Origin of the sequence: Sanguibacter keddieii DSM 10542 (genome assembly GCF_000024925.1) — a bacterium.
Lineage (GTDB): Bacteria > Actinomycetota > Actinomycetes > Actinomycetales > Cellulomonadaceae > Sanguibacter > Sanguibacter keddieii.
In genome coordinates this window covers 3734413-3756531 of the sequence record NC_013521.1, presented here as the reverse complement: position 1 = coordinate 3756531, position 22119 = coordinate 3734413, and the positions used below count along the sequence as shown (strand labels likewise).

Annotated in this window: 11 protein-coding genes; 2 read left to right on the top strand and 9 right to left on the bottom strand. The window is 72.9% G+C overall.

What is annotated here, in order from left to right:
• Positions 1–5: 5 nt before the first annotated feature.
• On the top strand, positions 6–1010 hold the full coding sequence (locus SKED_RS16475) for an inorganic phosphate transporter (protein WP_012868317.1): 1005 nt from the start codon (positions 6–8) through the stop codon (positions 1008–1010).
• A 113-nt stretch (positions 1011–1123) separates the two neighbouring features.
• Here SKED_RS16475 and SKED_RS16470 read toward each other — a convergent pair whose 3' ends face one another.
• The 5 genes from SKED_RS16470 to mshD form a co-directional block, all read right to left on the bottom strand.
• Positions 1124–5986, bottom strand: coding sequence for an ExeM/NucH family extracellular endonuclease (locus SKED_RS16470; RefSeq protein WP_143755803.1), 4863 nt, complete (start codon positions 5984–5986; stop codon positions 1124–1126).
• A gap of 344 nt (positions 5987–6330) precedes the next feature.
• Positions 6331–6951: an L-threonylcarbamoyladenylate synthase gene (locus tag SKED_RS16465; RefSeq protein ID WP_012868315.1), complete on the bottom strand. Its 621-nt coding sequence runs from the start codon at positions 6949–6951 to the stop codon at positions 6331–6333.
• A 69-nt stretch (positions 6952–7020) separates the two neighbouring features.
• Positions 7021–8052: an NUDIX hydrolase gene (locus SKED_RS16460; protein ID WP_012868314.1), complete on the bottom strand. Its 1032-nt coding sequence runs from the start codon at positions 8050–8052 to the stop codon at positions 7021–7023.
• Positions 8049–10346 carry an RNA degradosome polyphosphate kinase gene (locus tag SKED_RS16455; protein WP_012868313.1) on the bottom strand — a complete coding sequence of 766 codons (2298 nt, stop codon included), beginning with the start codon at positions 10344–10346 and terminating at the stop codon, positions 8049–8051. Before SKED_RS16455 ends, SKED_RS16460 begins: the two co-directional genes overlap by 4 nt.
• 79 nt (positions 10347–10425) lie before the next feature.
• Positions 10426–11373: a mycothiol synthase gene (gene mshD, locus SKED_RS16450; protein ID WP_012868312.1), complete on the bottom strand. Its 948-nt coding sequence runs from the start codon at positions 11371–11373 to the stop codon at positions 10426–10428.
• A gap of 137 nt (positions 11374–11510) precedes the next feature.
• Between mshD and SKED_RS16445 the strand changes: the two genes are divergently transcribed.
• Complete coding sequence (locus SKED_RS16445; RefSeq protein ID WP_012868311.1) at positions 11511–12392, top strand: DUF5666 domain-containing protein; 882 nt, start codon at positions 11511–11513, stop codon at positions 12390–12392.
• A gap of 197 nt (positions 12393–12589) precedes the next feature.
• Here SKED_RS16445 and SKED_RS16440 read toward each other — a convergent pair whose 3' ends face one another.
• The 4 genes from SKED_RS16440 to SKED_RS16425 form a co-directional block, all read right to left on the bottom strand.
• A complete protein-coding gene (locus tag SKED_RS16440; protein WP_012868310.1) occupies positions 12590–15925 on the bottom strand; it encodes a bifunctional proline dehydrogenase/L-glutamate gamma-semialdehyde dehydrogenase in 3336 nt (1111 codons plus the stop codon).
• Between the two features lie 102 nt (positions 15926–16027).
• On the bottom strand, positions 16028–16924 hold the full coding sequence (locus SKED_RS19195) for a hypothetical protein (RefSeq protein ID WP_012868309.1): 897 nt from the start codon (positions 16922–16924) through the stop codon (positions 16028–16030).
• A 71-nt stretch (positions 16925–16995) separates the two neighbouring features.
• Positions 16996–18984 (bottom strand): acetate--CoA ligase, encoded by a 1989-nt coding sequence (acs, locus tag SKED_RS16430; RefSeq protein WP_012868308.1) that lies wholly within the window; start codon positions 18982–18984, stop codon positions 16996–16998.
• Positions 18985–19071: 87 nt separating this feature from the next.
• The gene (locus tag SKED_RS16425) at positions 19072–21888 is read right to left on the bottom strand and encodes a helix-turn-helix transcriptional regulator (protein ID WP_012868307.1); all 2817 of its coding nucleotides are present in this window, start codon (positions 21886–21888) and stop codon (positions 19072–19074) included.
• Positions 21889–22119 lie beyond the last annotated feature (231 nt).

Genomic DNA, 22119 nt, shown 5'->3' with positions numbered 1-22119 from the left:
CTCCGGTGGAGGTCGCGCTCGTAGTTGTCGTCGTCGCGCTCGCACTCAGCTTCGACTACACCAATGGATTCCACGACGCCGCCAACGCGATCGCGACCTCGGTCTCGACCCGTGCGCTGACCCCGCGCGCCGCGCTCATCATGGCGGCTGTGATGAACTTCGCGGGAGCGCTGCTCGGGACCGAGGTCGCCGAGACCATCGCGAAGTCGATCGTCAACCTCGACGGGGCGCCAGACCACACGGCCCTCGTCGTCATCTTGTGCGCCCTCGTCGGCGCGATCACGTGGAACCTCATCACGTGGTGGTTCGGGCTGCCGTCGTCCTCGACGCACGCGCTCATCGGCGGCCTGGTCGGTGCCGGCCTGGCCGGTGGCCTGGGGATCTACGGGTCGGCGATCGTCGACAAGGTCGTCCTCCCGATGATCTTCTCGCCGCTCATCGGCTTCGGCCTCGCGTTCTTCGTGATGGTCGCGGTGCTGTGGATCTTCCGCCGGGCGTCGCCGAGCAAGACGAACCGCCGCTTCCGGATCGCGCAGACCGCTTCCGCAGCAGCGATGGCGCTCGGCCACGGCCTCCAGGACGCGCAGAAGACCATGGGTGTCATCTACATGGCGCTGCTGACCGTCGGCTTCGCGAACGCGGAGGACGGCATCCCCCTGTGGGTCAAGCTCGCCGCCGCCGCGGCGATCTCGCTCGGCACCTACTCGGGCGGGTGGCGCATCATGCGGACCCTCGGCCGCAAGATCATCGAGCTCGACCCCGCCCGCGGTTTTGTCGCCGAGTCGGTGTCGGCCGTGGTGCTCTACGTCAACGCCTTCGTGCTGCACGCACCGGTGTCCACCACCCACACGATCACCTCGGCGATCATGGGTGTCGGCGCGACCAAGCGCCTCTCGGCCGTGCGCTGGGGCGTCGCCAAGAACATCGGCATCGCGTGGGTCCTCACCATCCCGGCCGCCGCGCTCGTGGCCGCGATCATGTACTGGATCCTGCACCCGATCCTCGGCTGACACGGTCCGACCTGGCAGTGCAGAAGAGGCCCGTCGCTCTCGCGACGGGCCTCTTCTTCCGTGCTGGTGGTGCTGGTGGTGCGGGTCCTGCTGGTGCGGTCGCCCGCTCCGGGTCAGGCCTGCTGGCGCCTGCGGGCCACGAGCAGCCCACCACCGACCAGGGCGAGAGCCGCGAGGACCGCGAGGCTCAGGACGTCGCCACCGGTCGAGGCGAGACCGTCGCCCGACCCGGCACCCGCGCCCGAGCCGTCGGCGGCGAGGACAGTGAGCGCTGCGCTCACGTCGATGCCGTCACCGAGGACACGGATCGTGTGGTCCCCGACCGCGGTGGCGAGGGGGATCGTCACCGTGAGCGTCCCGGCGCCGTCGGCGTCGAGCACGAGCGAGCCGAGGAGGACGGGCTCGGAGTTGAGCCACACCTCGGTCGCGAGTCCCGGCGTGCCACCCTCGACGCGGACGTCGAGGGTCCCGCCCGCGACGACCTCGGTCGACGAGAGCGTCACGGTCGGCTCGGAGCCCTGTGCGCCGAGGGCGACCGGCAGGACCGCGACGGTCCCGCTGGGTGCCGCCGTGAAGGTGAGCTCGGAGGCGACGACGCCCTCCGGGACCGTGAGCTCGACCGTGGCCGAGCCGTCGGTGACCGTGGCCGTGCCGACCTCGGTCTCGCCGAGGGTGGCGGTGACCGTGGTGTTCGCCGGGGACCCGAGGCTTCGCAGGTCCAGACGGTCGAGGGTGACGGTGGTGGTCAGCCCCGGGGTGAGGGCCAGGCCCTCTCCCGCGACGACCTCGGCACCCGAGACCTGCACGCCGGAGCGCGCGTAGCTCGGCGCGACGGGGGAGTTGTCCTGCAGGTACTGGACCCAGCCCTCCCAGTCGAGCAGACCGGTGTTGACCGTCTCGGAGGCGTCCGCGAAGACCCGGAAGTTGTCCCCGCCGGAGGCGAGGAACGAGAAGGTCCCGATGCGGTAGTCGGCAGCCAGGTCGATCGGCTCGCCGTCGATGGTCACGGAGCGGACCACCCCGACGGTGAGCGTGGGGTCGGCCGGGTCGGGGACCTCGTCGTAGGTGTAGCTGACGTTGTCCGACAGCCCGAGCTGCAGGTACGGCCGCGAGGGGACCTCACCGTCGGCGGTGCGCTGCCACTGCTGCTCGAGCATCGTGACGACCTGCTCGCCCGAGAGCGTGACGATGGTCAGGTCGTTCGCGAACGGCAGGACCGCGAGGGCCTCGGCGAAGGTCACGACACCGTCGGAGCCGTAGAGGAGCTCCTCGCGGAGACCGCCCGAGTTCACCACGCCGAAGTCCGGCGCGGCCGGGAGCGCGGAGAGGCTGTCCCGCAGGGCGTTGCCGACCAGGGTCCCGAGGGTCGAGGCCTCGGCGCGGTCGTCGCGCTCGCCGCCGGTGTAGGCACCGTCGACGACGGAGCCGCCCGCGAAGGCGGTCGTGATGTCGGCCGTGACCGAGCCGACCGGCTGCGAGCCGATCTCGTCGGCGTAGGCGACCGCGTCGGCGACGATCCGCTCGACCTCGGCGACACGCGGGTACGTGGCGACCAGGGTCTCCTCGGGCGTCGTGGTGCGCGGCACGTTGACGGCCGTGTAGTCGACCACGTCACGGGACTCGAGGTCCACGTCGAGCGTCACCTTGCCGAGGAACTCGCCGTACGACCCGGTCTGCAGGATCGGACGGGTCGAGCCGTCGGTGGTCCCGGGGACGGGAGCGTCCCAGGCGTACTGCTTGTGGGTGTGCCCGGTGAAGATGACGTCGACCGCGGGCGAGGTGCCCGTGACGATCTTCGCGAAGGCGCCGCCACCGGCGACCTCCTCCGCGAGGGTCGCGCCGTCGGGCGTGCCCGCTCCGGCGCCCTCGTGGTACTCGGCCACGATGACGTCGGCCTCGCCGTTGCTCTCGTCGCCGTCGGTCAGCTGGGCCGCGACGCGGTTGACCGCGTCGACGGGGTCGCCGAACTCGAGGTCGGCGATGCCGGCCGGCGTCACCAGCGACGGCGTCTCCTGCGTGACGACGCCGATCACGGCGACGCGGACCCCGTCGACCTCGTGGATGCTGTACTCGTCGAGAGCAGGCTCCCTGGTGCCCTTGGTGTAGACGTTCGCACCGAGGTACGGGGCGTCGAGGGCCGTGGACACACGACCGGTGAGGTCGTCGAAGCCCTTGTCGAACTCGTGGTTGCCCACGGCGCTGGACGCCAGCTCGAGGGTGTTGAGGACGTCGATGGTCGGCTGGTCCTGCTGGATCGCCGACGTGAACAGCGACGCACCGATGTTGTCGCCCGCGGAGAGGAACAGGGTGCTGTCCTCGCCGGCTGCGGCGCGCTCCTCCTCGACGGTCCCGGCGAAGGCCACCGTGGACGGACCGCTGCCGTCCTCGCCGGACAGGCCGATCCGGCCGTGGAAGTCGTTGATGTTGAGCAGGGTGAGGGTGGTCTCCGTCGCCTCGGCCGCGGGCTCGCCGGCGGTGAGGCCCACGACCACCGGGTCGTGGTCGGAGGACCGGAACGCGTCAGCGCGGTAGAAGTCGCCGGCGGTCACGTTGAAGCGCGAGTACTCGAGGGCGATCGACTCGGGAGCGTTGATCTCCCAGACGTCCGAGCCGGTGAAGCGCTCGGCGGCCGACTCGTTGAGCAGCACGTGGTCGAGCGAGCCGTTGAGCCCCTGGTAGGAGTAGGTGAGCTCACCACGGCCCTCGAGCGTCGTCGCGTCCTGGTAGCCCGCCCCGTAGAGGTGCAGCAGCGGGTCCTCGTGCGTGTAGGCGTTGAAGTCGCCCAGCAGCAGGACGTCCTCGACCGGGACGCCGGCCTCGGCGGAGACGGCCGGGAGGGCGGTCTCGTCGACCCACGTCGCCAGCGCGGTCGCCTGAGCGGTGCGCGCTGCGTTCCAGGCACCCTGGCCGAGGTCGCGCTCGGCGCCCGAGGCACCGCCCGCGGACTTCGACTTGAAGTGGTTCGCCACGACGAAGAACGGCTTGCCGCCGTCAGCAGGCTCGAAGGCCTGCCCGATGGGCTCGCGGGCGTTGACGAAGGTCTGCCCGGCGCCGCTGAGGGTCCCGAGCGCGTGCGACTCGCCGACGGGGGTCACGGCTGCCGTCTGGTAGATGATCGCGCCGGAGATGACGTCCTGGTCGGCGACGGCCGGCAGGTCGGCGGGGGACTCGACGAAGGCCCAGCGGTCCTCGCCGGCCTCCGCGTTGAGCGCGGCCACGAGCGTGCCGACGGCCTCGTCGGGAGCCTCGCCGAGCGCTGCCGAGTTCTCGATCTCCATGAGACCGACGACGTCGGCGTCGAGACGGGTGATGGCGTCGACGATCTTGTCCTGCTGACGCTCGAGGTTGTCGGCGTCCCACGCACCGCGCGGGCCGTTGCCCGGGCAGGTGTTCGTGGTGATGCCCGCGCCGGTGCGGTCGGTGTACGAGGAGCACCCGGTGACGGTGGAGCCGGTCGTCGTGAAGTAGTTGAGCACGTTGAACGCGGCCACGGTCACGTCGGCGTCACCGATGGCGGCGGTGTCCGGCGCCGCAGGACGCTCGCCCGAGAAGACGACCGGGTAGGCGTCGACGTCGGCCGGGGTGACCTGCGAGGTCGGGTTGAGCTTCCAGGTCCCGTTGCGGAAGTCGACGACCACCGGGTCGGTGAACTCGACCGAGGCCCCGACGCGGACGGTGCCGTCGGCGGTGACGTACGGCGGGACGCTCGCGTTGTTCGGCGAGCTGAGGTAGTTCCACGACGCGCCGTCGTCGAGCACGACACCGCGGGCTGCGTTGTCCGCGACCACGGCGTCGTGAGCAGGCGTGCCGTAGGGCGCGACGTCGGTCGGCTGCAGCAGCGGGCTGTCACCGACGGCCAGGCCGACCTCGCCGTACTGGTGGGTGGTGTACGTGTTGGTGACCGTGAAGCCACCCTGCGGCAGCACGAGCATCGACTCGAGGGACTCGCGCCCCGCGTCGGTCGCGGGCCACGCGCACTCGGCGGCGACGGGGGCTGCGCCCTCGGCGGTGCCCGGTGCGACGGTCGGTGTGGCGATCTGGGTGAGCCCGTCGTACTCGCCGGCGACACCGGTCACGTCGACGTAGTCGCCGACGGCGACGGTGGGTGCGCTCGCGGTGTAGACGAACAGCGCGGAGGACGCCTCGCCCTCGGCGGGGCAGGTGAGACCGGTGCCGGCCTCCTGGATGACGAAGCCGTTGTAGCCACCGGTCGGGTAGGACGCGGTGACGTACCCGGAGGTCGAGACCTGCTGGTCGAGGTAGGGCGTCGCGGGACCGGTGCCCTGGATCTGGGCGATGGTGAGGTCACCGGCGTCCTCCGGCGGCGGCGGTACGGGAGGACCGTCGCCGTTCGAGTTCACCGGGGTCGGCGCGCCGGCGACGAAGTCGGCAGCGTTGTCGCCGGTGTTGGCGAAGTCGGTCCGTGAGGCCGAGGTGGTGGCGCTGAGGACCGGTGCGGGCGCCGTGCCTGCGAAGGTCGCCGCCGTGCCGTAGCCGACGAGGTCGACGACCGCGGGGTCGGTCGCGCACGCCGTGGGTGCGCACACCAGGGGGTCGGTGCTCGACACGAGCGCGAAGGTGCCGTTCGCGGCACCGGCCGGGATGTCCGCCTGGGCGTCGGGCGTGGGCAGGTCGAGGGTGCCGCCGGCCCCGGGGGCCAGCTGGACGAGGTAGGAGCCCTTGGCGGGGATCTCGCCGGTGAGCGGGGCGCTCTGGGAGCCGGCGGTGAAGCCGCTGCCCGCGGCCGCGTACCTGATGCTCCAGCCGTCGACGGTGACGGGCTGGTCGGTCGTGTTGTGGAGCGTGACGAAGTCGTTCTTCAGGGTGGCGCCGCTGTTGCCGCCACCGCCGTACACCTCGTCGATGATGACCGCTGCGGAGGGTGACACCGCTGCCTGGCTGGGTAGCGCCAGGAGTGGTGTCGCACCGAGGGCCACGGCGATCGCCGCACCCCCGGCCAGTGATCGTGATCTCATGGTGAGCCGTTCTCTTCGCGTGGGACCTGGATGGTGCGTCCATGCGACCAGACCGGGATCTCTCGCTGGTGACCATGAGGTTTCCAGCGGGTGAATACCGGGATCTGAGACGCAGGTCAGACCTGATCGGCGCGAACGAGCCGTTCATGACGCGCGGTCGGACGGGTTTCACCCTGTCAGCACTTTCCCAGATTCGGAAGATGGTGCTTCTGAGACCCGTGTGCTAATCACGCGCGCGGGCGTCCGACGTCCGGCGACGACGCGTCCGGCACGGGTGCGCAGGCACGACGACCACCCGGCCCACCGAGGCGCGACCGGGTGCTGACGAGTCCTGAGGAGGTGGCCTACTCGAACCGGCTGGGGTCTCCCAGACCCACCCGGACGACCTCGGGGGCACCGCTCGACCAGTCCACGACCGTCGTCGGCTCGGTGCCGCAGTCGCCGCCGTCGACCACGACGTCGACGACGTGGTCGAGCTCTTCCTTGATCTGCCACCCGTCGGTCGGCTGCGTCTCGCTGTCCGGGAGCAAGAGCGTGCTCGACAGCAGCGGTGCACCGAGCGCGCGCACGAGCGCGAGGGCGACGGGGTTGTCGGGGATGCGCACGCCGACGGTCTTCTTCTTCTCGTGGGCGAACCGGCGCGGCACCTCCTTGGTCGCCGGGAGGATGAACGTGTAGGCCCCCGGCGTCGACGACTTGATGGCACGGAAGGCCGAGTTGTCGAGCCGCACGAACTGCCCCAGCTGCGCGAAGTCCGCGCACACCAGCGTGAAGTGGTGCTTGGCGTCCAGGTGCCGGATCCGGCGGATGCGGTCCGCGCCCGTGTGGCTGTTGAGAGAGCACCCGAAGGCGTACGAGGAGTCCGTCGGGTAGACGACCAGCGCGTCGTCGCGGAGCATCTCCGTGACCTGCGCGACGAGGCGCGGCTGCGGGTCCTGCGGGTGGATGTCGACGTATCGAGCCATGCCACGACGATAGGGGACGGCGCGCCCGCCCGCACCAGGGTGCTGGTGCCCCCGCCCGCACGAGAGGCGCTAGTGCAGGGGCGGGCGGACGTGCTCCACGCCGACGACGCGCGGGCCCTTGGCCGTCTGGGTCACGTGCGTCACGAGCATCTCGCCCGGCTCGAGGAACGGGTCCTTGGTGGGCAGCGCGGAGGCGACCGAGCGGCGCGAGTGCTGCCCGAGGACGTCGAGGACCGTGGGCAGCACCGGGCGGTGCGTGCACAGCACCGTCGGCTCGGCCGACTCGAGCAGCGACCGGACCACGGCCGCGACGCGGCCCGGCGAGCGCTCGTGGTCGCTCTCCGTGAGGTGCTCGTTCGACTCGGTGTCGAGCCACGCCGCCCGTGCGTAGGGCGCCATGGTCTCCGAGCAGCGTCGCCACCGGCTGGTGACGACCGTGCTGATCCCGAAGGCGGCCAGCACCGGGACGAGCGCCGCGGACTGCGCGTGCCCGGTGGGCGTGAGCGGCCGGTCCGTCTCCGTCCCGTGCCACGAGGACCTGCCCTGTGCCTTGCCGTGCCGCGCGATGACCAGCGCCGTCGTCGCCAGCCGACCCTTCTCGTGCTCGGCGACGAGCGCCGCGAGGGGGATGCGGTCGGCGGTGCGCGTCAGTGCCGCCCGGGCGGCGTCGACGTCCATCCACTTCTTGGCGTCGATCTCAGCCGGGTCGACCGGGGGCACCGGGGCGCGGGCCGCGAGGGCCGGGGCCACCGCCCCCGTCGTCGCCGCCCAGTAGTGCACGCGCTTCACGGCGCCGTCCGGGGTCAGGTACTGCAGGCCGGGCAGCGGCAGGCCGAGGGTCACGGGGCGCCCGGTCTCCTCGGCGACCTCGCGGGCCGCGGCCGTCGGCAGCGTCTCGCCCGGGTCGAGCTTGCCCTTGGGCCACGACCAGTCGCCGTAGCGCGGCCGGTGGATCAGCAGCACCTGGAGCCGCTCGTCGCGGACCCGCCAGACGAGCGCCCCGGCCGACTCGATGACCGGTGTCTTGTCCGTCGCCGTGTCGCTCACGCCGGTGGCCCCACGGACCCGGAACGGAGGGGTCGTCGGGGCGTCGACCCTCATCGGCCGAGGACCATCCGACGACGCTGACGCACGATGAGGTCGTGCTGGACGTCGCCGAGAGGCTGGCCGTCCTCGTCCAGGTGGTGCCGGGTCCACGTCCCGTCGGCCGCGAGGTGCCACGAGGCCGACTCGGGAGACATCGAGGCGTCGATGAGGTCGACCAGCCCGTTGATCTGCGTCTCGTCCGTCAGGCGCACCAGGGTCTCGACCCGTCGGTCGAGGTTGCGGTGCATGAGGTCGGCCGACCCGATGTACACCTCGGGGCCGCTCGCCGGCCCCTCGGCGATCGCCGGGCCGGAGGAGTTGGCGAAGGCGAAGATCCGCGAGTGCTCGAGGAACCGACCGAGGATCGACCGCACCCGGATGGTCTCGCTGAGCCCCGGGACACCCGGGCGCACGGCGCAGATGCCGCGCACCACGAGGTCGACCGGCACGCCCGCCTGCGACGCGCGGTAGAGCGCGTCGATGGTGGCCTCGTCGACCACGGAGTTGACCTTCATCTTGATCCACGCCGGCTTGCCCTCGCGCGCGGCGGCGGCCTCGCGGTCGATGCGCTCCACGAGCCCCGAGCGCACGGAGCGCGGGGCGACGAGCAGCCGGTGGAACCGGGACTGGGGCGCGTAGCCGCTCAGCTGGTTGAACAGGCGGGTGAGGTCCTGGCCGACGTCGGGGTCGCAGGTGAGCAGGCCGAGGTCGGTGTACAGGCGCGCCGTCTTCGGGTTGTAGTTGCCTGTCCCGACGTGGCAGTAGCGCCGCAGGCCGTCCGGCTCCTGGCGCACCACGAGCGACAGCTTGCAGTGCGTCTTGAGGCCCACGATGCCGTAGACCACGTGCACGCCGGCCTGCTCGAGCTTGCGGGCCCACGAGATGTTGTTCTGCTCGTCGAAGCGCGCCTTGATCTCGACCAGCGCCAGCACCTGCTTGCCGGCGTCGGCGGCCTCGATGAGGGCGTCGACGATCGGGGAGTCGCCCGAGGTGCGGTAGAGCGTCTGCTTGATGGCCAGGACGTCGGGGTCGGCCGCCGCCTGCTCGAGGAAGGTCTGGACCGACGTCGAGAACGAGTCGTACGGGTGGTGCAGCAGGACGTCGCGCTCGCGGATCGCCGCGAAGATGTCCGACGGCGTCGCGCTCTCGACCTCGGCGAGGAACCGGTGGGTGGTCGGCACGAACCGCGGGTACTGCAGGTCCGCGCGGTCGATGTCCGCGATGAGGTTGAGCCCGGTGAGGTCGAGGGGCGCCTGGAGCGTGTAGACCTCGTCCTCGACGACGCCGAGCTCGCGGATCAGCAGCTGGCGGATGCGCGGGCTGATGCCCTCGGCGAGCTCGAGGCGCACCGGCGGTCCGAACCGGCGGCGCAGCAGCTCCTTCTCCATGGCCTTGAGGAGGTTCTCGGCGTCGTCCTCCTCGACCTCGACGTCCTCGTTGCGCGTCACCCGGAAGGTGTGGTGCTCGAGCACCTCCATGCCCGGGAACAGGTGGTCGAGGTGGTGGGAGATGATGTCCTCGAGCGGCACGAAGGACGTCGGCCCGGTCCGTGTGGCCTGCGTGCTCGGCGCGCTCGGACGGCCCTTGGCGTCCACGGCGATGAACCGGGGGAGCAGCGGCGGGACCTTCACGCGCGCGAAGTGCTCCTTCTTGGTGGTCGGGTTGAGCACGACCACCGAGAGGTTGAGCGAGAGCCCCGAGATGTACGGGAACGGGTGCGCAGGGTCCACGGCCAGCGGCGTGAGCACCGGGAAGATCTGCTTGCGGAAGAACTTGTGCAGGCGGTCCTGCTCCTGCTGCGACAGGTCCTCCCAGCGCACCAGCGTGATGCCCTCGGCGCCGAGCGCCGGCTGCACGTGCTCGGAGAACGCCTTGGCGTGGCGCGCCATGAGGTCGTGCGCCCGCGTGCCGATGGCGTCGAGCACCTGGCGCGGGGTGAGGCCGGACGCGGCCGTGACCGCGAGGCCGGTCGCGATGCGGCGCTTGAGGCCGGCGACGCGCACCATGAAGAACTCGTCGAGGTTCGACGCGAAGATCGCCAGGTACCGCACCCGGGCCAGCAGCGGCTGCGCCTCGTCCTCGGCGAGCTCGAGGACCCGCTCGTTGAAGGCGAGCCACGACAGCTCGCGGTCGCCGAAGCGGTCGTCGGGCAGCGGCTCGAGCTCGGCGCCGGACGCGACGGTCTCGCGCTCGCCGATGTGCTCGGCGATGTGCGCCGCGAGCTCGGGGTCGATCGGTGCCGAGCCCGGCGAGGGCGTGACGGGTCCGGTCCCAGGGGTGCGCCGAGAGGTCGCGGTCGATTCGCTCATGGGATCATCGTGGCACCTGTTGGTGAACTCTGGGTGCTCACAGGCCAGATCGGTGAGTCACGGCACGTCGAGCGGGGTGCTAGGCGGTCGCGTCCGACGGCCGGGCCATCTGGACGTCGACCGTGGCGCGCGTGAAGCCCGCCGCGGTGTAGGTGCGGATCGCCACGGTGTTGTCGCCCTCCGTGTAGAGCTCGACCACCTCCACGCCCACCTCTCGCAGCCGGTCCAGGCCCGCTGCCGTCAGCGCCGTCCCGAGGCGCAGGCCCTGGGCCGACGGGTCGACGCCCAGCGCGTAGATCTCGCCGACCCGAGGAGCGTCCTGCGGCTGGTCGGCCGGGACCTTCAGCCAGCAGAAGCCGACCAGGTCCCCGTCGCGCTCGGCCAGCAGGAACGACCCGGCGTCGAACCAGGGCTCGGCGACGCGGGCCGCGAGGTCCGTCTGGGTGAGGCGCCCCTGCTCCGGGTGGGACGCGAAGGCCCGTGCGTTGACCGCGAGCCACGCCGCGTCGTCCTCGCCCGGCCGGAACGCGCGCAGGCTCACACCCGGTGCGAGCGGCGCGGCAGGTGCGGACTCGGGCGTGCTGGTGCTGCCGTCGAGCGGGAGGTGCATCTTCCACAGCTCACGGACCACCACGAGCCCCGTGCGTGCGGCGAGGCTCCGCGCGGCCGGGAGGTCGCCGTGCGCCCAGACCGACAGCACGCGGCCCTCGGCGTCCATGAGCTCGAGGGCGTGCTCGAGCAGCGCGGTCCCCACGCCGTGGTGCCGTGCGAAGGGGTGCACCACGAGCTCGGCGCTCGCGGTCCCGGGAGCACCTCGGTCGACCTGGGCGTAGCCGGCGAGGTCGTCGGCGGCGCGGACCATGAGGTGCGTGGTCGGGGCCTCGGCGTCGAGGAGCCGCAGCAGCGGCTGCTCGGAGAGCGGTGCTACCTGGTCGACGTGCTCGGCCGCGCGGGCCAGCCGGTGGACGGCCTGGGCGTCGGCTGCGGTCAGGGGGCTGGTCTCGACGTCGATCTCGCTGTGGTCCACCCCCTGATTCCATCACGGGCACGGTGGCTGGTGCCGGACGCGCGCCCGCGGAGGGGCACACCCGCAGCGGGCACACTCACAGCCGGCGCACGGGGAGCCCAGGCCCCGCGCCCAGGAGCGGGGGCCAGCCTCGTCGCATGAGCACAGACGACACCACCCAGCCCCAGCCCCGCTACCCCGGACCGGCAGTCCCGCCGGTGCCCGCGCCGCCCGACACGACCCAGCCGCTCCCTCCCGTCTCTCAGGTTCCTCAGGAGCTCCCTCACGAGGCCCCCGACCCGCTCCCCGCTCAGGCGGCTGTCCCGACGACGGAGCCGACGACCGACCAGGCGACGCACGCGGCGTACCTCAACAGCTCGGCCGGTGCCCGCCCGGACGGACGGCGCCGTGCCGGTGCCGGTCTCGCGATCGGCGGGGTCGCCGCGGCGGGTGCGCTGTTCGTCGGCGGGCTGCTGGTCGGGTCCGCGACGGGCGACGACTCCGGAGACGACGGGACCAGCGCCGTCGCGGCACCCGCCACGGGAGCCGCGACCGGTGGTGGGGCCGGGTCGGCCGCGGGCGGCACGGCCCCCGACCCAGCGACGGACGGCACGGCTCCAGACGGCACTGCTCCCGACGGCACCGCTCCCGACGGCACCTCCGGTGGGGCTGCTCCCGACGGCGGCATGCTGCCCGGCGGGCTCACCTCCGGGGAGGTCACCGGCATCTCCGACGGCACGCTCACGGTGACCCTCGCCGACGGCACCGAGATCACGGTGACGACCACGGACAGCACCACCGTGACGACCACCGAGGTCGCGGACGTCTCGGCGCTCGCGGTCGGCGACACGGTGACCGTCACGGGCGAGACGGCCGCGGACAGCTCCGTCGCGGCGACCAGCATCGCGGAGGGCGAGGCCGTGACCGGTGGGCCCGGTGCCTTCGGCGGCCCGGGCGGTGCAGGAGGCGCCGGTGGCGGAGGGGGAGGCCCGCAGGGCACCCTCGAGCCGAACGCGACGACCGACGGGAGCGCGGGCTAGCGTCAGCCGCCGACGAGCATGGCCAGCACCCGGACCACCGGCGCCACGTCGTAGCCGTGCCGGTCGACCCGGGTGACGCGGGAGACCGAGACCGTCCGTGGCTGCTCGCCGATCGCGTAGGACCAGGCAGAGGGCGACCCAGGAGACGACGACGCCCGGGCCCCGGGGGCGTCCCCAGGGCCCGGGCGTCGGGTACGTCAGCCGCGCTCGAGGTGCCCGTAGCGGTGGCGGGTCTGGGACACTGCCTGCTCGCGGACCACCGTCATGAGCTCGCGACGACCGCTCGCGACGACAGGTGCGTCGAGCACGGTGACCGACCCGACGTGCGACGCGGCCGCCTCGCGGAGACCAGGCTCGGAGCCGACGACGCGGATGCGCCCCTCGACCTCGCCCGCGGCGACGCGCGCGGCGAAGGCCGCGGCGTCCTCGACCTCGGCCGAGCTGACCGTGACCGGCACGCCCGCCACGGACGCCGCGTGCAGCACGCGGTCGGCCTCGATGTCGACGGCGTCGGCCGCGACGCGCACCGTGAGGGTCGGGACGGGGCGGTAGCGGAGCACGTTGGACTCCGAGTCGAGACCTGTCGGGTCGTGCTCGACGCCCATCTCGCGCTCCCACCACGCCGCGTCGTCGGCCGCGGCCCACGCGAGCCACTCCTCCGGTGCGGACGTGCGGTCGGGGACGGAGGCGTCGTCCGACCAGTCGCCGAACTGCGCGACGTAGCTCGGGCCGCCGGCCTTGGCACCCGGTCCGACGACCGACGCCTTCCACCCGCCGAAGGGCTGGCGCTGCACGATCGCCCCGGTGATGTGGCGGTTGATGTACGCGTTGCCCACCTGGACGTTCTCGAGCCAGTGCGCGATCTCCGCCTCGTCGAGGGAGTGGATCCCACCGGTGAGGCCGAAGGACACCGCGTTCTGCACCTCGAGCGCCTCGTCGAGCGTGTCGACACGGACGATACCCAGCACGGGGCCGAACACCTCGGTGAGGTGGAACCACGAGCCGGGCTGGACGCCTGCCTTGACGCCCGGCGTCCACAGGTGGTCGGTCCCGGGGACCTCGCGCGGCTCGACCACCCAGCGCTCGCCCTCGTCGAGGGTCGTCAGCGCACGGTGCAGCTTCTCGCCCGGCTCGACCGTGAGCGGACCCGTGGTGGTCGCGAGCTCGGTCGCGGGTCCGACGGCCAGGGACCGCACGGCGTCGACCAGCTGGCGGTGCAGACGGGCGGAGCGCCCGACGGCGCCGACGAGGACGAGGAGCGACGCCGCCGAGCACTTCTGCCCGGCGTGGCCGAAGGCCGAGCGCACGATGTCCTTGACCGCGAGGTCGATGTCGGCCGCCGCGGTCACGACGAGCGTGTTCTTGCCCGACGTCTCCGCGAAGACGTGCAGGTCGGGGCGCCACCCCGCGAAGAGCTCGGCCGTCTCGATCGAGCCGGTGAGCACCACGCGCGACACCTCCGGGTGCGTGACGAGACGACGCCCGACCTCGCCCTCGTCGGCCGAGACCAGCTGCACGAGGTCTGCCTCGTAGCCGTGCTCGACGAGCGCGCGCCGGATCGCGTCGACACCGACGGCCGCGCAGCGCGGCGTCACGTGCGACGGCTTGATGATCACGGGGGAGCCGGCGGCGAGCGGGCCGAGGACCGAGCCGAGCGGGATCGCGACCGGGAAGTTCCACGGCGGTGTGACCACGGTGAGCCCCTCGGGCGTGAAGGTCGCGCCGGGCACCTCGTCGAGCTGCGCGGCAGACTCCGCGTAGAACGCGGCGAAGTCGACGGCCTCGCTGACCTCGGGGTCGGCCTCGCCGACGGTCTTGCGGGCCTCGTGGACCATGGTGCCGACGAGGTCCGTCCGAGCCTCCTCGAGCAGGCGGGCTGCCGTGAGGAGCACCTCCCGGCGCTGGGCGCCGGTCGTGGCGCGCCACGTGCCCGCGACCTCGGCGGCCCGGGCGACGACGGAGTCGACGTCGGCGGGGACGGCCAGCACGGTCGCCTCCGGGACCGACGCGGCGAGCCGTGCGGCGGTCTCGGGGGACACGACGACGTGCGCCCAGGCACGCGCCGACTCGACCGCGGGGTCGGTGTCGGGCGCGTTGACGAAGGGCTGGCCCGCGACGAGCGTCGCGGGGGCAGGGCGCTCGGCACGGCGAGGCGTCGTCGAGACCGTCTCGCTCGCGGCGACCGAGTCGCGGAACGCCTGCTCCTGGTGGTCCATCGGCGTGCCGCCCTCGGCGTGCTCGCCCGAGGTCTCGTCACCGGCGAACAGGGCGTGCACGAAGTTCTGCGAGGCCGAGTTCTCCTCGAGGCGGCGCACGAGGTACGAGACCGCGACGTCGAAGTCCTTCTTGGCCACGACGGGCGTGTAGAGCACCACCTGGCCGACGGCGTCACGCACGGCACGCGCCTGCGCCGGGGCCATGCCCTGGAGCATCTCGACGTCGAGCGCCTCGCTCACGCCGCGGTCGGAGGCCATGAGGTGCGCCAGCGCCACGTCGAAGAGGTTGTGGCTGGCGACGCCGATGCGCACCGCGTCGGTCCGCGCCGGGTCGAGCGCGCGGTCGAGGACGCGCACGTAGTTGGCGTCGACGTCGGGCTTGGTGTCGTACGGCGCCTGCTCCCAGCCGTGCAGCTCGGCGTCGACCTTCTCCATGGCGAGGTTGGCGCCCTTGACGAGACGCACCTTGACGCGTGCGCCGCCCGCGGTGCGACGGGCCGTCGCGGCCTCGGTGAGGACGTCGAGCGCCGCGCCCGAGTCCGGCAGGTAGGCCTGCAGCACGATGCCCATCTCGAGGCCGAGCAGCTCCGGGTCCTCCATGAGCCGCAGGAACACCGCGACCGTGAGGTCGAGGTCGTGGTACTCCTCCATGTCGAGGTTGATGAAGGTGCCGCGCTCCTTGGCCGCGAGGTACAGCGGGCGGACGGTCTCGAGGACGCGCTCCGTGCTGTCCGCGGTGTCCCAGGTGGACAGCTGCGACACGACGGCCGAGGTCTTGACCGACACGTAGCTGATGTCGGGGCGGGCGATGAGCGCGAGGATGCGCTCGGCACGGTGGCCGGCCTCCTGCTGGCCGAGGACGGCCTCGCCGAGCAGGTTGATGTTGAGGCGGAAGCCGTCGGCCGTGGCCTTGGCGATGTGCTTGGCCAGGCGTGGTCCGTCGTCGACCACGAGGTGCCCGACGAGCTGGCGCAGCCGGGTCCGCGCGGCGGGGACGACGACACCGGGCAGCAACGGTGCTGCGATGGTGCCGGCGGTGACCAGCAGCCTGTCGACGGGGTTGAGGAACGCTCCCGGTGCCGAGGCGACGGAGCGGAGCTCGGCCAGCTCGTGGGCGGCGACCTGGAGGTCGTCGGGACGGGCCACCCGGTCGACGAACCGGACGGCGAACTCGAGGCCGGCAGGGTCGGAGACCAGCTGCGCGAGGCGGTGGGTGGTGCGGCGCTCTGCCGCTGTCTGACCAGCGGCTGTGGCCGCCATCCACGTGCGCGCCAGGGTGGCGGCGTCGTCCGTGAGCTGAGTGAGAGAGAGGGACATGGCACCAGTGTGAAGGACGCGCAGGGGTGCGCGGAACACAGCACGCGCGGTGCTGCCTGCGCGGCCTCCTCGGACCCTCGGGCTCGAGGCGCCCGGCGCCCCTCAGCCCTCGCCGACCACCCGGTCGTGCACGGCGCGCAGCGACGACGCGGCGACCGAGAACGCGCCGTTCGAGGGGTCCACGTGCAGCACCGCGACGCCGGCCTCGACGAGCGCCTCGACGTAGCCCACGACGGCGTCGGTCGGCACCGCGACGACGGTCGGGGCAGCCGCGCGCTCCTCGGCCGGGACCGTCTCGTCCTCGGGCAGCCGTGCGGCGAAGGCCGAGGCCCGGGCCGCCGAGGTGAAGGCCACGAGCGTCGGCCCGGCGTCGTGCTTGACGGCGAGCGGCGTCTGCGAGGGTCCACGGGGCACGAAGTACCAGTGCTGGAGGCCGAACACCGCCTCCCACAGGGCCGACTGGGCCGCGGCGTCGCCCGGGGTGGCGCGGGCGCTGGCGGCGAGCTCGTCGACGATGGTCGAGTCCTGCGTGTCGTCCGTGCCGGCGGGCGTCTGGGCCGTGCGGGCCTTGAGGCGGCCGAGGTCCTCGAGCAGGGTGCTGAGCATCGACGGCTTGGCACCGAAGGGCGTGTCCTGCACGTCGAAGGCGAAGAGCCCGACCCCGCTCTGCTCCATCGCTCCGGCCGCCTGGAGGACGTCCCGCGGCGGGGAGGCGAAGACGGCGTTGGTGCCGCCGCGGCCGCCGTCGGCGAAGGCGATCGCGCGCGCCATGTCGGTGAAGGCGGGGACCGCCGACTCGCCGTTGAAGGTCACGAGGCCGGGGCGCATCGTGCCCGACGCGTCCTTGACGAAGAACCACCGCGGCAGCTCGAGGACCGTGCGCCACAGCGCGCCCCAGGCGATCGCAGACTCCTTGGAGCCCGCTCCGTCGCCAGAACCGGCGGCGACGGCGGCGGCGACGAGGGTGTCGATGGTGGCGGACGACTCAGAAGGCTTCATGAGTCCATCCTCCCCGAGGCCGCGTCCCGTGACGAACGGGAGACGCGGCCCCGGGGACGAGGGCGGTGCGGCTACCTCGTGGCGGGCGTCGCCAGGCCGCTCGCGATGAGGTCCATGACCGACGAGTCCGCGAGGGTGGTCGCGTCGCCGACGGTCCGGTGCTCGGCGACGTCGCGCAGGAGGCGGCGCATGATCTTGCCCGAGCGGGTCTTGGGCAGCTCCGGGACGACCAGGATCTTGCGCGGCTTGGCGATCGGGCCGATCTGCTGCGCCACGTGCGCGCGCAGCTGCTCCTGCACGGTGGCAGGGTCGGCGTCGGCCGCGAACTCCGAGCGCAGGATCACGAAGGCCACCACGGCCTGCCCCGTGGTCTCGTCGGACGCGCCGACCACCGCCGCCTCGGCGACGATCTCGTGCGAGACGAGCGCGGACTCGATCTCGGTGGTCGAGAGCCGGTGCCCGGAGACGTTCATGACGTCGTCGACGCGACCGAGCAGCCAGATGTCGCCGTCGTCGTCCTTCTTGGCACCGTCCCCCGCGAAGTACAGGTGCCGGAACCGCGACCAGTAGGTGTCCTTGAAGCGCTCGAGGTCGCCCCAGATGCCGCGCAGCATCGCGGGCCACGGCTCGGTGACCACGAGGTAGCCGCCGGCACCGTCGGCGACGGGCACGCCGGAGTCGTCGACCACCTCGGCCGCGATGCCGGGGAGCGGACGCTGCGCGGACCCGGGCTTCGCCGCGGTGACGCCGGGCAGCGGCGAGATCATGATGGCGCCGGTCTCGGTCTGCCACCAGGTGTCGACGATCGGGGTCGTGCCGGAGCCGATCACCCGGCGGTACCACTTCCACGCCTCGGGGTTGATGGACTCGCCGACCGAGCCGAGCAGGCGCAGCGACGAGAGGTCGAAGCGCCCGGGGATCTCCTCGCCCCACTTCATGCAGGTGCGGATGGCGGTCGGCGCGGTGTAGAGGATCGACACCTCGTATTTCTCGACGAGCTCCCACCAGCGTCCCTGGTGCGGGGTGTCGGGGGTGCCCTCGTAGATCACCTGGGTCGCGCCGTTGAGCAGCGGCCCGTAGACGACGTAGGTGTGCCCGGTGACCCAGCCGACGTCGGCCGTGCACCAGTAGACGTCGGTCTCGGGCTTGAGGTCGAAGACGTTGAGGTGGGTGTACGCGGCCTGGGTGAGGTACCCGCCGGTGGTGTGCAGGATCCCCTTGGGCTTCCCCGTGGTGCCCGAGGTGTAGAGGATGAAGAGCGGGTGCTCCGCCTCGACCCACACGGGGGTGTGCTGCACGTCGGCGGCCTCGACGGCGTCGTGCCACCAGATGTCGCGGCCCTCGGTCCAGGCGACGTCCTGGCCGGTGCGGCGCACGACGAGCACGTGCTGGACGGGGGAGGCGGGGCCGCCCTCCGGGGTCTCGAGCGCTGCGTCGACCGCCGGCTTGAGCGCCGCCGCGGAGCCGCGGCGGTAGCCGCCGTCCGCGGTGATGACCACCTTGGCCTCGGCGTCGGCGATGCGGCTGCGCAGCGCGTCGGAGGAGAACCCGCCGAACACCACGGAGTGCGGTGCGCCGACGCGGGCGCAGGCGAGCATCGCGACGACGGCCTCGACGATCATGGGGAGGTAGACGACCACCCGGTCGCCTGCCTCGACGCCGAGCGACGAGAGCACGTTCGCGGCACGGGACACCTCGCGCTGGAGCTCGGCGTAGGTGACGGTGCGGGTGTCGCCGGGCTCGCCCTCGAAGTGCAGCGCGACCCGGTCCCCGTTCCCGGCGAGCACGTGCCGGTCGACCGCGTTGTACGCGGCGTTGAGGGTGCCGTCGGCGAACCACCGGGCGACGGGGGCGCCGGACCAGTCGAGCGTCTCGGTGAACGGGGTCTTCCAGGTGACGAGCTCACGCGCCTGCTCGGCCCAGAAGGCCGTGCTGTCGCCGGCTGCCCGGTCGTAGAGGTCGGCGTGGGCGTTGGCCTGGGCCGCGAAGGCCTCGCTCGGCGGGAACGTGGCGACGTCCTCGTGGGTCTCAGGCGCTGTGGACGGGGTGTCCTGGGGCACGGCATACCTCCGGTGTGCATCGACGCTGGTGCGAGGGACCTTCGTCCCAGGTCGAGCATAGTGTGTCCCAGGCCACACCGGCTCGGGTCAGCGTGCGACGTCCCCCGAGAGCACAGCCGTGCTGCCGCCGAGGCGCGACACCAGCTCGGTGCGCGAGCGGACGTCGACCTTGCGGAACACCCGGGTCAGCGTCGCCTCGACCGTGCGGACCGAGAGGAACACCTGCGCGCTGATCTCCTTGTTGCGCATCCCCCGGGCCACCAGCAGCGCGACCTCGAGCTCCCGGTCGGACAGCACGGACCGCACCTCGAGCGGCACCGCAGCCCGCTCGGGACGCTCTGTCTGCCAGCCCGGGCGCCGCCGCGGGAGCGGCTCCGGCCGCGCGCCGTTCGGGGCAGAGAGCACCTGACGGAGGTGGTCGCGCGCCGGGCGGGAGAGCCGCTCGTCGGTCGACCACGCCGTGACCCGCTCCGTGCTCTGGACCGCCTCGCCCGCAGGAGTCCGCAGGACCGCGTCCACCAGGTCCTGCGCAGCCGCCGACATCCACGCCGCGTGACCCATGAGCGAGTCGCACCCGGGCGCGACGCGGCGCGCGTCCTCGGTCCGGCCCTCGGCCACGTAGGCACGGGCGAGGGCGACCGGGAGGACGACCACCGCCATCGCGTCGGGCAGGGCGGACCGCTCGTCGTCGTCGAGGAACAGCGAGGCGTGCGCCTGCTCGAGGTGCTCGAGCGCCTGGTCGCTCTCGCCGGCCGCGAGGAAGTACACCCCGCGCGTCGTCTCGGCACGCACGTCGAGCAGGGTCGGGCCGAGACCGCCCGCGACGGTGTGCCCGGGGAGCGACGGCTGCAGGAAGGCGTCGACAGGCCCGCGCACGTCGCCCGCGACCGCGCTGCCCACCCGGACGCCCACCCGGAGCGAGGTCGCGAAGGACCCGAGGTCCGAGATCTGCGACATCTTCTCGACGTGGTGCACGGCCAGCAGGTAGTTGCCCCGGGCGAACTCGATCATCGCGTGGTTGAGGTCGAAGAGCAGGCGCTCGTAGCGCGAGCGGGCCGTCCCCGGGAGGTCGGTCAGCACGGCGCGGGCGCTCTGCACCTCCCCCTCGTGCCGTAGGGCGTAGAGGAACAGGCCGACCGCCTCCCAGGGGGAGCGCCCCCACGAGGTGATCTCGCCCGGCGCCACCCGGTCGGTCGGGGCCGCAGCCCGGACCTCGGCCCAGCGGTGCAGGGCGTCCGCCGCGCCCACACCGTCGGCGGAGGCACCGGTGCGGGCGAGGACGTAGTCGAGCTCGGCTCGCAGCTCGTCCGAGAAGGTCGTGCGGCGGTCGCCCAGGCGCTCGACGAGCGTCTGGGCGGAGACCGGGCGCCCGACCGCGAGCAGCATCAGCGAGGTCTCGACCGTGAAGGCCTCGGCCTCGTGCTGCTCCGACGGGTCGGCCTGGTCGAGGGTGTCGAGGGCGAGGCTCGCGGACACGGCCTCGGCCGACACGAGGCTCGCGTTCTGCACCACCCGTGCCAGCGCGACGCGCCCCGGGCCGCCGGGGAAGCCGTCGATCGCGGCTCGCGCGATCGCCAGGGCATCGTCCAGGTACCCGTCGTGGAGCGCCACCTGGGCCTCTGCGGCGCACAGGATCCCGCGGACCTCGGGCGTGCAGTGCGGCCACGCCGCGGCGAGCAGCCGGCGAGCCCGGTCGCCGGCCTCGCGGCTGCTGCTCGAGCGCACCACGCGGAGCGCGTGCCCGACGAGCTCCGGCACGAGGCAGGTCGAGGCCCCCGGGGTGTCGGAGGTCGCGACGGCGCGGCTGAAGGCCTCCTGCGTCGCGTCGAGGTGCCCGACGCACGAGTCCAGGACGGCCTGGGCTGCGCGTCGTCGGACCCTGCTCGTCGTGGTCGCGCGCAGGTGCCGTTCGAGGAGGCCGCTCGCGGGACGGACCACGCCGGCGCGGCCGACGAGCGCACCGTCGTCCACGAGGTCCTCGAGGGAGGCCCCGATGCTGACGAGGACCCGTGACACGAGGTCGGTCGAGCGGGTGCCCGAGGCGACCACGAGGTGCAGGGCCTCGAGCGTCGGCGGTGGCAGCTCACCGAGGAGGTCGGAGACCGCGGCTCGGGCGGCGTCGCCGAGCGGCTCGGTGGTCGGTACGAGGCTGGAGCCGAGGAGCTGGGCCGCCGAGAGCTGGTCGACCAGCTCTTGGACGACCGCCGGGCGGCCGTCGGTGAGGTCCAGCAGGCGCTGGGCGATCGAGGCGGGCGGCGTGAGCGCGCGGGTGGTCTCTGCCACCTCCACGACCTCGGGCACCGTCAGCGGCTTGAGCTCGAGACGGCGGAAGTCGTGCAGCTCTGGTACGTCGTGCTCGCGCGTGGCCGTGCACACCACCCCGCCCGGAAGGGCGCTCGAGCGCGCGGCGAGGCGGGCGAACAGCACACGGCTCGCCGTGTCGACGTGGTCGACGTCGTCGACCAGCAGGTAGACGGGCGCCTGACCGGCCGTGAGGCGCAGCGCCTGCTCGAAGGCGCTCGCCATCGTGGCCTCGAAGACTTCTTCGTCCAGGGCATCACCTGAGGGGACGCGGCGCGACAGAGCGCGCCGGACCGCCTCCACGTCGTCTGCCGCTCCCACGGTCGGCAGCCCGAGCGCCGACGCCATGGCGGACTGGGCCATGACGGCCGTACCGTACGGGACCGTCGGAACGTTGCGCAGGCCGCGGACCCGGATGACGACCCCGTCGAGCGACTGCTCGAGGGCGTCGACCAGCGTCGACTTGCCCATGCCTCTCGGACCGACCACCAGCAGGCCGGAGTGCGGCCCCGCCTTGACGATCGCCTCGACCGCGGCGTCCAGCTGCCGCGAACCCCCTCCGTCGCGTCCCTCGGACGCCGTGCGTCCACCGTTGTCGTTCATCGAACCCCCCTTCGACGACGACGGGCGCGCAGGCCACCCAGACATCCTCGATCCGGGGCCGGTCGACCGTGAAGACGGTGCGCGCCGTCGTTGATCAATACTGCGGGGCCCGGGGAGAAAACCGCAAGAGCACCGCAGAACGTGCGGGTTCCCGCACGGATCCACAGGGCTAACCGCAGCCCCTCTCGCTGGCCGCGCATCCCGCGCCACGAGGACCCGACCATGAGGAGG

Excerpts from the sequence above, each read along its gene's own strand:
- SKED_RS16440 (WP_012868310.1), bottom strand. The coding sequence starts at position 15,925 with ATGTCCCTCTCTCTCACTCAGCTCACGGACGACGCCGCCACCCTGGCG.
- SKED_RS16465 (WP_012868315.1), bottom strand. The coding sequence starts at position 6,951 with ATGGCTCGATACGTCGACATCCACCCGCAGGACCCGCAGCCGCGCCTC.
- SKED_RS16445 (WP_012868311.1), top strand. The coding sequence starts at position 11,511 with ATGAGCACAGACGACACCACCCAGCCCCAGCCCCGCTACCCCGGACCG.
- SKED_RS19195 (WP_012868309.1), bottom strand. The coding sequence starts at position 16,924 with ATGAAGCCTTCTGAGTCGTCCGCCACCATCGACACCCTCGTCGCCGCC.
- SKED_RS16460 (WP_012868314.1), bottom strand. The coding sequence starts at position 8,052 with ATGAGGGTCGACGCCCCGACGACCCCTCCGTTCCGGGTCCGTGGGGCC.
- SKED_RS16425 (WP_012868307.1), bottom strand. The coding sequence starts at position 21,888 with ATGAACGACAACGGTGGACGCACGGCGTCCGAGGGACGCGACGGAGGG.
- SKED_RS16455 (WP_012868313.1), bottom strand. The coding sequence starts at position 10,346 with ATGAGCGAATCGACCGCGACCTCTCGGCGCACCCCTGGGACCGGACCC.
- SKED_RS16470 (WP_143755803.1), bottom strand. The coding sequence starts at position 5,986 with ATGAGATCACGATCACTGGCCGGGGGTGCGGCGATCGCCGTGGCCCTC.